Source organism: Martinezella sp. CNPSo 3959 (assembly GCF_057784355.1).
This window is the reverse complement of sequence record NZ_JBXSOV010000008.1, coordinates 223,048-232,942: the sequence shown is the minus strand read 5'-3', so window position 1 is coordinate 232,942 and position 9,895 is coordinate 223,048. Positions and strand designations below refer to the sequence as shown.

13 protein-coding genes are annotated in these 9,895 nt (G+C 59.9%); 6 read left to right on the top strand and 7 right to left on the bottom strand.

The genetic code is table 11. The features are described from left to right. Positions 1 to 220 precede the first annotated feature (220 nt). The 3 genes from rpmH to yidC are packed head-to-tail and all read left to right on the top strand — an operon-like array spanning position 221 to position 2,575. Complete coding sequence (gene rpmH, locus AC13RE_RS18835) at positions 221 to 355, top strand: 50S ribosomal protein L34 (RefSeq protein WP_041677194.1); 135 nt, start codon at positions 221 to 223, stop codon at positions 353 to 355. Positions 356 to 380: 25 nt separating this feature from the next. Next, complete coding sequence (rnpA, locus tag AC13RE_RS18830) at positions 381 to 782, top strand: ribonuclease P protein component (protein ID WP_015338668.1); 402 nt, start codon at positions 381 to 383, stop codon at positions 780 to 782. Beyond that, entirely contained in the window at positions 782 to 2,575 is a 1,794-nt protein-coding gene (yidC, locus tag AC13RE_RS18825; RefSeq protein ID WP_488564051.1) for a membrane protein insertase YidC, read from the top strand. The genes rnpA and yidC overlap by 1 nt, the downstream gene beginning before the upstream one ends. 91 nt (positions 2,576 to 2,666) lie before the next feature. Here yidC and arsK read toward each other — a convergent pair whose 3' ends face one another. From arsK to AC13RE_RS18805, 4 genes are read right to left on the bottom strand one after another with little or no spacing between them, the layout of a single operon-like run. Further along, a complete protein-coding gene (arsK, locus tag AC13RE_RS18820) occupies positions 2,667 to 3,878 on the bottom strand; it encodes an arsenite efflux MFS transporter ArsK (protein WP_488564041.1) in 1,212 nt (403 codons plus the stop codon). Next, positions 3,835 to 4,263: an arsenate reductase (glutaredoxin) gene (gene arsC, locus AC13RE_RS18815; RefSeq protein WP_488564040.1), complete on the bottom strand. Its 429-nt coding sequence runs from the start codon at positions 4,261 to 4,263 to the stop codon at positions 3,835 to 3,837. The genes arsK and arsC overlap by 44 nt, the downstream gene beginning before the upstream one ends. Beyond that, the gene (locus tag AC13RE_RS18810; protein ID WP_488564039.1) at positions 4,260 to 4,997 is read right to left on the bottom strand and encodes an aquaporin; all 738 of its coding nucleotides are present in this window, start codon (positions 4,995 to 4,997) and stop codon (positions 4,260 to 4,262) included. Before AC13RE_RS18810 ends, arsC begins: the two co-directional genes overlap by 4 nt. Next, entirely contained in the window at positions 4,987 to 5,340 is a 354-nt protein-coding gene (locus AC13RE_RS18805; protein ID WP_488564038.1) for an ArsR/SmtB family transcription factor, read from the bottom strand. Before AC13RE_RS18805 ends, AC13RE_RS18810 begins: the two co-directional genes overlap by 11 nt. A gap of 42 nt (positions 5,341 to 5,382) precedes the next feature. On the opposite strand from AC13RE_RS18805, the gene AC13RE_RS18800 reads away from it, so the two are divergent. Both AC13RE_RS18800 and yihA read left to right on the top strand, forming a co-directional pair. Further along, positions 5,383 to 5,895, top strand: a complete 513-nt coding sequence (locus AC13RE_RS18800) for a DUF6428 family protein (protein ID WP_488564037.1) — start codon at positions 5,383 to 5,385, stop codon at positions 5,893 to 5,895. 124 nt (positions 5,896 to 6,019) lie between these two features. Then, positions 6,020 to 6,679, top strand: coding sequence for a ribosome biogenesis GTP-binding protein YihA/YsxC (gene yihA / locus AC13RE_RS18795; protein ID WP_015338661.1), 660 nt, complete (start codon positions 6,020 to 6,022; stop codon positions 6,677 to 6,679). A 74-nt stretch (positions 6,680 to 6,753) separates the two neighbouring features. On the opposite strand, the gene AC13RE_RS18790 is transcribed toward yihA, so the two are convergent. The 3 genes from AC13RE_RS18790 to AC13RE_RS18780 form a co-directional block, all read right to left on the bottom strand. Next, positions 6,754 to 7,311, bottom strand: a complete 558-nt coding sequence (locus tag AC13RE_RS18790) for a fasciclin domain-containing protein (RefSeq protein WP_488564036.1) — start codon at positions 7,309 to 7,311, stop codon at positions 6,754 to 6,756. 109 nt (positions 7,312 to 7,420) lie between these two features. Beyond that, positions 7,421 to 8,134 carry an anti-sigma factor gene (locus AC13RE_RS18785; protein ID WP_112336646.1) on the bottom strand — a complete coding sequence of 238 codons (714 nt, stop codon included), beginning with the start codon at positions 8,132 to 8,134 and terminating at the stop codon, positions 7,421 to 7,423. Beyond that, positions 8,131 to 8,670 carry a sigma-70 family RNA polymerase sigma factor gene (locus AC13RE_RS18780; RefSeq protein WP_488564035.1) on the bottom strand — a complete coding sequence of 180 codons (540 nt, stop codon included), beginning with the start codon at positions 8,668 to 8,670 and terminating at the stop codon, positions 8,131 to 8,133. The genes AC13RE_RS18785 and AC13RE_RS18780 overlap by 4 nt, the downstream gene beginning before the upstream one ends. A 285-nt stretch (positions 8,671 to 8,955) precedes the next feature. Between AC13RE_RS18780 and argB the strand changes: the two genes are divergently transcribed. Continuing rightward, positions 8,956 to 9,843: an acetylglutamate kinase gene (gene argB / locus AC13RE_RS18775; RefSeq protein ID WP_015338657.1), complete on the top strand. Its 888-nt coding sequence runs from the start codon at positions 8,956 to 8,958 to the stop codon at positions 9,841 to 9,843. Positions 9,844 to 9,895 lie beyond the last annotated feature (52 nt).

The window sequence follows — 9,895 nt, the reverse complement described above, 5'->3', positions numbered from 1 at the left end:
CAGCCAGACGGCAATCGGCCGCCGCCGATCGCGCGAAATTGCCTGTCTTAAAGGAATCTGCACCCATATAATTGACTTCCGGAGGCTTGATCCGTATAAGCCCGCGCACGTCCGGTCATGGAGCCTGCATTTGCGGGCCAAGTCCGTTCGCCATAATCAACAACGCTCCTTGCTGTAAAGCAAAGCTCAAGAAGGGCCGCACTCCGCGGTGTTTAAATAAATGAAGCGTACCTACCAACCATCCAAGCTTGTCCGCAAGCGTCGCCACGGCTTCCGTGCGCGCATGGCCACCAAGGGCGGCCGTGCGGTTCTTTCCGCTCGCCGTAACCGCGGCCGCAAGCGTCTTTCGGCCTAAGGGCCGAAGTGCCCGATAATCCAGGATGGCGGGCAAATTGACGAATGAACGACCAAAAAAGACTGTCGGGCGGCTGAAAAGCCGGCCGCAGTTTCTTGCAGTCCGCGAAGGCGAGAAGCGCAGAGGCAGCTTCTTCCTCATCGAAATGCTGGACCGCAAGACCGCCGACGCCGAACCCCGCGTCGGTTTTACCGTTACCAAAAAACATGGCAACGCGGTGGAGCGCAACCGCATGCGGCGCAGGCTGAAAGAAGCCGTGCGGCTTCACGCCGGATTTGCAATGCAGCCCGGACACGACTATGTGGTTGTCGCGCGACGCGAGGTGCTGACCGCGCCTTTCGAAAAACTGGCGAGCGAACTCGTAAGCCGCATCGAAACCAGGCCGAAACACCGGCGGTCGGAAAAGGACCGCTCCAGGAAAGTATGATGGAAAACAACCGCAATTACTTCATTGCAATTGCACTGTCTGTGCTGATTGTTCTCGGCTGGCAGTTTTTCTATATGAACCCACGCCTCGAAGCGCAGCGTCAGGCCGAGCAGGCCGCCAAGCAGCATCAGCAGGCTCAGACGACGCAGCCAGCTCCCGCGGGCACTGCGGTCAACGGTTCGCTGCCCGCAGGTGGCCAGACGGCGCCGACGGTTCTCACCCTCGAGCAGTCCGTGGCCAAGACCGCTTCGTCGCGCGTCACCATCGACACGCCCGCGCTTGCCGGCTCCATCAACCTGGAAGGCGCCCGCTTCGACGACCTCCAGCTCAAGGCCTACCACGAGACCGTCAGCAAGAGCAGCCCGATCATCACGCTTTTCAGCCCGGCGGACACCAAGGACGGCTATTTTACCGAACTCGGCTATGTCGGCAGCGACGCGACGGGCGCAGTCCCCGGCCCCTCGACCGTGTGGAAGCTTACCAGCGGCGACAAGCTGACCGACAAGACGCCGGTGACGCTCTCCTACACCAATGAAAAGGGCATCACCTTCAGCCGGACGATCTCCGTCGATGATCGCTACATGTTCACGATCACAGACAAGATCGCCAACGCCAGCCAGGCTCCAGTTTCTCTGTCGAGCTACGGCCGCGTCACGCGCTACAACAAGCCCGAGACGCCGTCGGCTTACGTTCTGCACGAAGGCTTTATCGGCGTCATCGGCGATGATGGTTTGATCGAAACCAAATACGCCTCGACCGAAAAGGAAGCCACGACGCCCGCCAAGGCGACCGGCGGCTGGCTCGGCATGACGGACAAGTACTGGGCTGCGACCATCGTGCCGCCGCAGGCGACGGCCTATGACGCCCGCTTCTCGCACTTTACCGATGGCACTCCGCGCTATCAGGCCGATTACAAGCAGGATGCGGTCACCATCGCTCCCGGCCAGTCGCAGGATCTGAAGAACCTGGTCTTCGCCGGCGCCAAGGAAGTCCCGGTCATCGACCGCTATGAGACCAGCTACTCGATCCCGCGCTTCGACCGCCTGATTGACTGGGGCTGGTTCTATTTCATCACCAAGCCGATGTTCAAGCTGATGGATTTCTTCTTCCGCTACTTCGGCAATTTCGGCGTCGCCATCCTCTGCACCACCATCGTCGTCAAGGCGCTCTTCTTCCCGCTCGCCAGCCGGCAATATGCCTCCATGGCGAATATGAAGCGCGTGCAGCCGAAGATGGAGGAGCTGAAGGCCAAGTTCGGCGACGACCGCATGGCCCTGCAGCAGGCGACCATGCAGCTTTACAAGGAAGAGAAGATCAATCCGATCGCGGGCTGCTGGCCGGTGCTTCTGCAGATCCCGATCTTCTTCTCGCTCTATAAAGTGATCTACATCACCATCGAGATGCGCCATGCGCCGTTCTTCGGCTGGATTCAGGACCTTTCCGCGCCGGATCCGACCTCGATCGTCAACCTGTTCGGCCTGCTGCCGTTTGCGGCGCCGACCATCCTGCATCTCGGCGTCTGGCCGCTGATCATGGGTGTCACCATGTTCTTCCAGATGCGCATGAACCCGACTCCTCCCGATCCGACCCAGGCGATGATCTTCAACTGGATGCCGCTGGTATTCATGTTCATGCTGGCGAGCTTCCCGGCCGGTCTCGTGATCTACTGGGCCTGGAACAACACGCTCTCGGTCATCCAGCAGTCGATCATCATGAAGCGCCATGGCGTGAAGGTGGAGCTCTTCGACAATCTGAAGGGCCTCTTCAAACGAAAACCGGCGCCATCGAAATGACGACAAAAGCCCTGCTTCGGCGGGGCTTTTTCTTTTGTGGCGACAGGTGCCATCGGCGCGAACTCCGGCACCGATGTGCCGCCAATAACGGTCATCGTAATGCTGCGATGGAAGATAGAGCAGCGATGGAAAGCCCACCCAGAGCGGCCGCGATGGCGAGTGACGGCGTGATGCCGATATTCTGCATCGCGAAGGCCAGGACGAACGGGGCGAGAGCTGAAAGGATCAGCCGTGCCGCCATCATCTTCCCCTGTAGCTTTCCGTAGCCATCGCTGCCGAAAAGATGCAGAGGCAGCGTGCCGGTGACGATGCTGAGGAGGCCGTTGCCCATGCCGAAGATCATCGCGAAGGCCATGGCGCTGAGTACGGAGGGAGCAGAAAGCACAAGCACCAGCACTCCGCCCGGGATCAGCATCGAGGCGATCACGGCCAGATGGAGTGCGGGCAGGTTCTTGCCGAACACCATGTTGATGAGGCGGCTGCCGACCTGCGACGGGCCGAAGAGTGTCCCCACGAGAGCGGCGGTCGCGCCGAGGCCGAGACCAGACAGCAGCGGCACCAGATGCACCAGAATGGCCGAACTGACGAGCGACATCAGCGAAAAACCCGTAACCATGATCGCAAAGCCGAGGCGACGGCGGGCAGGTGGCAATACCCCCTCGACGCGCGTAGCGACGGTCGATGCCTTCGCGCCCTGCGTGGATCCCTGACGCGACAACCATGCGTGGATTGGCAGGCAGATACAGAGGTTGAGGGCGGCGAAAACCAGATAGACGTTCTGCCAGGCGAGATGCGCATGGAGCGCCGTGGTTGTCGGCCAGAAGATTGTCGAGGCGAACCCGGCAATCAGCGTCAGATAGGTTATGCTGCGGGAAGCGACCTGTGGTCGGATTTGCACGAGCAGCGCAAAGGCCGCGCCATACTGGACCAGATTGGCGGCAACCTCGATCGCAATGAGTGCGACGACGTAGACCGCCTTGTTAGGCGCTAGGGCGCAAGCGGCCAGAGCTGCGGCTGCCACGAAGGAGCCGATCGTCATCACCCGTGCGGCACCGATCCTGTCGAACAGCACGCCCAGCCACGGCGCGGTAAGGCCGCCTGCCAGAAGCGCGACCGACAGTGCACCAAAGACCCATTCGCTCGACCATGCGAACTGCATGGCCATATCGGGCGCAAGGATGCTGAAGCTATAATAGAGGGTGCCGTACCCGATGATCTGCGTGATGCCGAGCGCAAACACGGCATGAAGCGGCACGCGTTCAGACAAGGCGCTTGCCGTCGGCGTCGAGAACCTGCTCGCCATCTTCCTTGGTGAACGGGCCTTTATGCGTATCGGGCAGGATATCCAGGACAACTTCCGAAGGCCGGGCCAGACGCGCACCCATGGGCGTAACGACGAACGGGCGGTTGATCAGAATCGGATCCTTCAACATGGCATCGAGCAACTGGGCATCGGTTAGATCCTGGTTATCGAGGCCGAGCTCGGCATAGGGTGTGCCCTTTTCGCGGATCGCCTGCCTGATGGTCAAACCCGCATCGGCAATCATCTTGATGAGATCATCGCGGCTTGGCGGATCTCTCAAATATTCGATGACGGTCGGCTCGATGCCCGCATTGCGGATCATCGCCAGCGTGTTGCGCGAGGTGCCGCAGTCGGGATTGTGGTAGATCGCAACATCCATGGTCATGGGACGGTTTCCGTTTCAGCGAGAGTTTGAGGATTGCGGGCATCCATCAGCAGCCAGTTCGCAAGCGTCAGTGCCAGCAATGCGCCGAGGATTTCCGCGACGATAAAACCCGGCAGATCGACAGGACGGATGCCGGCGAAGGTGTTCGTCAGCGAGCGGGCGATTGCGACAGCCGGATTGGCGAAAGAAGTGGAAGCGGTAAACCAGTATGCAGCCGTGATGTAGAGGCCGACCAGCCATGGCACGGCGTCGGCGCGAAACCGCAGGCCGGAGAGGATGACGAAGACGAGGCCGAAGGTGGCCGTCACCTCGGCCAGCCATTGCGCGCCGCCACTGCGGATGGTTGTCGAGGCCTGCAGCAACGGCAGTTCGAACATGGCATGCGCGAGGATCGTCCCCGCAATCCCGCCAAGGATCTGGGCGACGACATAGCCCAAAGCCGACATCGCGGTCAGCTCGCGGCGTATCGCAAAGACGAGCGATACCGCCGGGTTGAAGTGAGCGCCGGATATCGGCCCGAGGACGATGATCAGCACGACGAGGATCGCGCCCGTGGGCAGCGTATTGGCGAGCAGCGCAAGCGCCGTATCGCTCGTCAGCCTGTCCGCCATGATTCCCGAACCGACGACCGTCGCGACCAGAAGGCCCGTGCCCAAGGCCTCCGAGACAAGGCGGCGCGAAAGCGGAAAAGATGTCACGGCTTCGGACCCCAGATCAGCATATTCATGGAACATTACCCGCAGCTGGTACACAGCAGGCAGCGACTTGCGCCGCCGGCGCGCAGACCTCCGGATGCCCCGCACAGCAGTCTTCCATCAGGAAGCGGACGAGACCTCCGAGCACATCGTAATTGGCGGTGTAGACGATAGAGCGGGATTCCCGCTGCTGGCCAATGAGGCCGGCCCGATCCAGTTCCTTCAGATGGAACGAAACATTCGAGGGCGATACCTCGAGCTTCTCTGCAATCATGCCCGCAGCCATCCCATCAGGACCGGCAACGACGAGCATGCGGACGATCTGCAGGCGGGTCTCCTGAGAGAGTGCGCCGAACGAAGCGAGGGCTTGACCTTCATCCATGTTTCAACAATCCTTGAAATGTTGAAATATGGAGTACATCAAATGAATGCGATCGACAAGAGCCTGCCTTCGGATATCAACCTCGGCCTTCTGCTTGAGACTTTGGCCGTTGCCGGCGATCTGCCCCTTGTATTCCGCTATGACGGTCGGCCGGTGAGGCCGGGCTATCACGTCACAGAAGTTAAGGCCGGGCAGTTTTCGGCACTGGACTGCGGGGCCAACCCGGAAGCATGGGCTGAGATTTTCGTGCAGCTTTGGGATATCGAGGAAGGCAACCGCACGCATATGCCGGCGGGCAAATTCGCCGCTATCATCCGCAAAGTTTCCGAGCACGTGCAGCTCGACGGCTCCGCGAGGCTGACCTTTGAGGTGAGCGACGGGGTGCAGCCGATGCAGCTCTACTGCGCATCAGCTCCTGTTATCGGCGACGATGCCGTCTATGTCGAGCTCATTGCCCGCGCAGCCAGCTGCAAACCACGTGACCGGTGGCTGGCAGAACAGACCCAAGCGGCAACCTGCTGTGGATCAGCGAATGCTGCCAAGTGCTGTGGCTAGTCATTACCGGCTCCTTGGCCGACACCGAAGCTCGGCAGCACGAAGCCAAATGCCGATCCAAACTTGACTTTCGCGGACAAAAGCTTGAAGCCAATCCACGAAACCAAGCAAAGATCGCGAGCGCATGGCAGACCAGACGACCAAAGACGACAAGCCGCTTTTCGGGCGCCCTTGGATTTTCATCCGCGGCGTGCCGTCGATGAAATTTCTGCCACCGGAAGGGCCGCCGGAAATCGCCTTTGCCGGCCGCTCCAACGTCGGCAAGTCGTCGCTGATCAATGCTCTGGTCGGGCATAAGGGACTGGCGCGCACGTCGAATACGCCCGGACGTACACAGGAGCTCAACTATTTCGTTCCCGACGGCTTTTCCGGCGAGGCTGGCGACCTGCCGCCGATGGCTCTGGTTGACATGCCCGGCTACGGCTATGCCGAAGCACCGAAGGATCAGGTCGATGCCTGGACGAAGCTGGTCTTCGACTATCTGCGCGGGCGCACGACGCTGAAGCGCGTCTATGTGTTGATCGACAGCCGCCACGGTATCAAGAAGAACGATGCGGAGGTTCTGGACCTTCTCGACAAGGCCGCCGTTTCCTATCAGATCGTGCTGACCAAGACCGACAAGATCAAGGAGGCGGGCATACCGAAGCTGCTCGCTGATACCGCCGAAAAAATCCGCAAGCGCCCGGCCGCCTATCCCGGCATTCTTGCGACGTCTTCGGAAAAGGGCCTTGGGCTTCAAGAATTACGCGAAGCCATTGGCCTGACGGTCGGCATCCAGGTTTGAAGACCGCATCGATACAATGAGGCCGCCGCCCCTGACCTCGTATCAGGAGACGACGGCCGTGTTGCCGATGAAGATCACATCTTCGGCAACAACACCTTGTCGACGACATGGATTACGCCGTTCGACTGCTTGACGTCGGCGATGGTGATGTGAGCGGTGCCGCCCGCTTCGTCGGTCAGCGTCAGCTTGCTGCCCTTGGCCATAGCCTTGATCGTGCAGCCGCCGACGGTTTTCAGATCGTATTCGCCGCCTTTGCTCTTTGCCCATTTCTGGATGGCGGCCGCCATGTCATCACCAGCCACGACATGGCAGGTCAGGATCTTGACCAGCTTCTCCTTGTTCTCGGGCTTCAGCAACGTTTCGACGGTGCCCGCCGGCAGCTGCTTGAACGCTTCATTCGTCGGTGCGAAGACGGTGAACGGGCCTTTACCCTCAAGCGTATCGACGAGACCGGCCGCCTTCACGGCTGCGACCAGAGTCGTGTGGTCCTTGGAGTTCACGGCATTCTGGATGATGTTCTTGCTGGCATACATTGCAGCACCACCGACCATCGGGTCCTTGGCGTAGGCAAGGCTGCTCGCAACGGACAACATTGCGGCTGCGGCAGCAATGCGAAATACGGTCTTGATCATAACGTCTCCTCTTCCTCTCTATTGCCCCGATCGGGCGGGATCGGAAGAAGATACGGAGCACGCTTTCAAACAGTTTCAGCTTGGATCGCTTTTTGCGAGCAGAAATTCGTCAGGGCAAATGGATCGTGCCGGAAGCGACCACATCGCCCGTCGGCTTGCCGGTCGGCGAACCGCCAAAGGGCTCGACGCTGACGGCGATGATTGCGCCCTCCGTCAATTTACTGTGAAGCTCCGGCGGGAGGACGATTTCACCATCGCCACCCTGCGGCAGAACGCCAAGCGCTTCGGCGGGATCGCTGCCACGAATCAGCCAGAGCTCCAGCGACTTTTCTTCGGGTTTGCCCGCAGCCACCGGCGTCACCTTCAAACGCCCATTGGCAACGTCATAATTGGCGAGGAGCGTGATCGGGCTATTCTGACCGGAAAGCGATGCCGTCAATTGCTTGCCCGATGTTCCGCGCAGGGCACCTTCATTGGTTATGGCAAAGACGAGAACGCCGGCCGCCAAGAACAGCGAACCGAAGGCCATCGAGCGCCAGACCAAAAGGGAGTTCCAGAGCTGGGCACCGAATGCCACGTCACCGAAAATCCGCTTCTCGATCTTCGGATAGACCGAAGAAGACGGCGTCACCGTTTCATATTCCTCATTGAATTCCGAGAGGTTCTGTTCCCAGCGGCTGACGATGGCGGCAAACTGGCGGTCGCTGCGCATCCGGCGCTCGACCTTCTGCCGGTCCTCCAGGGAGAGCACGCCAAGCACATATTCTCCGGCCAGGACTTCATCGCGGGAGCGGCCTCCCTTGCTTTGATCGGGCGTACTCATCGGTCCATGCACTCTCTCAGTCTGATCAGGCTTCGACGCAGCCAGGTGCGCATCGTGTTCAATGGTACAGCGTGTTGGTCGGCGAGCTCCTGGTAGCTCAAGCCCTCGACATAGGCGCTGCGGACCGCCCGCGCGCGATCAGCTTCCAACTCTTCCATGCACCTGTCAATCCGCCTTCCCTCCCCCTTCACGATTGCTTGCTCTTCGGGGCCGGGTTCCAGGTCGGCGAGATCGTAGGCGCTGTCTATTTCATCGGCTACCGGCTTGCGGGCACGCACGAAATCGATGGCTCGATTGCGCACTATTGCCGTCAGCCAGGGCATTGCAGGCCCTTCCGTAACAGCAAATTGTTCGGCTCGCTGCCAGACCTTGATATAGACCTCCTGCAAAACCTCTTCCGCATCCGTTTTGTTGCCGACGATACGCAAGCAAACACCGAGAAGTTTCGGGCTGGTACGCTTGTAGAGCGCGGCAAAGGCTTTCTGATCGCGCATGGCGACGCGGCCGATCAGCGCTTCCGTCTCCTCGCTCGCCATCCAAATCCCCAGGGTGCGACGCCTGCACCATCTTTAGAAGAAAACTTCGCTTCGGCAAACGTGTCCGCACCATCAATTTCCGCGACGCTAATGTGACATAGCGTCAATGAAAGCACAGCGCGATCTTTCAGATCGGCATTCGCGCTTTAGGTATTTGATTTCGCGTGTGCGATTGCGGCAAAACCGCTGCGCACTTTCACGCGACATGTTTTATTGCCGAGATCATTATTCCCTCTGTCAAAAACTTGAGATAAAAGGCCCGCGAACAATTTCGAAGGGTGCACCATGTCCGAAGCCCAAAGCGAACTCCAAGCCAACCTGCTCGCACAGGCGCTGCCCTATATGCAGCGTTACGAAAACAAGACCATCGTCGTGAAATACGGTGGCCATGCCATGGGCAATGTCGAGCTTGGCAAGGCCTTTGCAGCCGATATCGCGCTCCTGAAGCAGTCCGGCGTCAACCCGATCGTCGTCCATGGCGGCGGCCCGCAGATCGGCGCCATGCTGACGAAGATGGGTATTGAATCGAAGTTCGAAGGCGGCTTGCGCGTCACCGACCAGAAGACGGTCGAGATCGTCGAAATGGTGCTCGCCGGCTCGATCAACAAGGAAATCGTCGCGCTGATCAACCAGACCGGCGAATGGGCGATCGGCCTTTGCGGCAAGGACGGCAACATGGTTTTTGCCGAAAAGGCGCGCAAGACCATCAAAGACCCGGACTCCAACATCGAGCGCGTGCTGGATCTCGGCTTCGTCGGTGAAGTGGTCGAAGTCGACCGTACGCTGCTCGACCTGCTTGCCAAGTCCGAGATGATCCCGGTCATTGCCCCTGTTGCCCCCGGCCGCGACGGCGCGACCTACAACATCAATGCCGATACCTTTGCCGGCGCGATCGCCGGTGCGCTCAGCGCCACGCGCCTGCTTTTCCTGACGGACGTTCCGGGCGTCCTCGACAAGCAGGGTCAGCTCATCAAGGAACTGTCCGTCGCCCAGGCCCATGCCTTGATCGCCGACGGCACGATTTCCGGCGGCATGATCCCGAAGGTGGAGACTTGCATCGACGCCATCAAGGCCGGTGTTCAGGGCGTCGTCATCCTCAACGGCAAGACGGCCCATTCCGTGCTGCTCGAAATCTTCACGGAGCGTGGCGCGGGCACGCTGATCGTTCCGTAAATCAGCCTAGCCTGCCGTGTCTCAAAGGCGCTTCGCAAATGTTGATTGCGAA

Excerpts from the sequence above, each read along its gene's own strand:
- rpmH (WP_041677194.1), top strand. The coding sequence starts at position 221 with ATGAAGCGTACCTACCAACCATCCAAGCTTGTCCGCAAGCGTCGCCAC.
- rnpA (WP_015338668.1), top strand. The coding sequence starts at position 381 with ATGGCGGGCAAATTGACGAATGAACGACCAAAAAAGACTGTCGGGCGG.
- yidC (WP_488564051.1), top strand. The coding sequence starts at position 782 with ATGGAAAACAACCGCAATTACTTCATTGCAATTGCACTGTCTGTGCTG.
- arsK (WP_488564041.1), bottom strand. The coding sequence starts at position 3,878 with ATGGCGAGCAGGTTCTCGACGCCGACGGCAAGCGCCTTGTCTGAACGC.
- arsC (WP_488564040.1), bottom strand. The coding sequence starts at position 4,263 with ATGACCATGGATGTTGCGATCTACCACAATCCCGACTGCGGCACCTCG.
- AC13RE_RS18810 (WP_488564039.1), bottom strand. The coding sequence starts at position 4,997 with ATGTTCCATGAATATGCTGATCTGGGGTCCGAAGCCGTGACATCTTTT.
- AC13RE_RS18805 (WP_488564038.1), bottom strand. The coding sequence starts at position 5,340 with ATGGATGAAGGTCAAGCCCTCGCTTCGTTCGGCGCACTCTCTCAGGAG.
- AC13RE_RS18800 (WP_488564037.1), top strand. The coding sequence starts at position 5,383 with ATGAATGCGATCGACAAGAGCCTGCCTTCGGATATCAACCTCGGCCTT.
- yihA (WP_015338661.1), top strand. The coding sequence starts at position 6,020 with ATGGCAGACCAGACGACCAAAGACGACAAGCCGCTTTTCGGGCGCCCT.
- AC13RE_RS18790 (WP_488564036.1), bottom strand. The coding sequence starts at position 7,311 with ATGATCAAGACCGTATTTCGCATTGCTGCCGCAGCCGCAATGTTGTCC.
- AC13RE_RS18785 (WP_112336646.1), bottom strand. The coding sequence starts at position 8,134 with ATGAGTACGCCCGATCAAAGCAAGGGAGGCCGCTCCCGCGATGAAGTC.
- AC13RE_RS18780 (WP_488564035.1), bottom strand. The coding sequence starts at position 8,670 with ATGGCGAGCGAGGAGACGGAAGCGCTGATCGGCCGCGTCGCCATGCGC.
- argB (WP_015338657.1), top strand. The coding sequence starts at position 8,956 with ATGTCCGAAGCCCAAAGCGAACTCCAAGCCAACCTGCTCGCACAGGCG.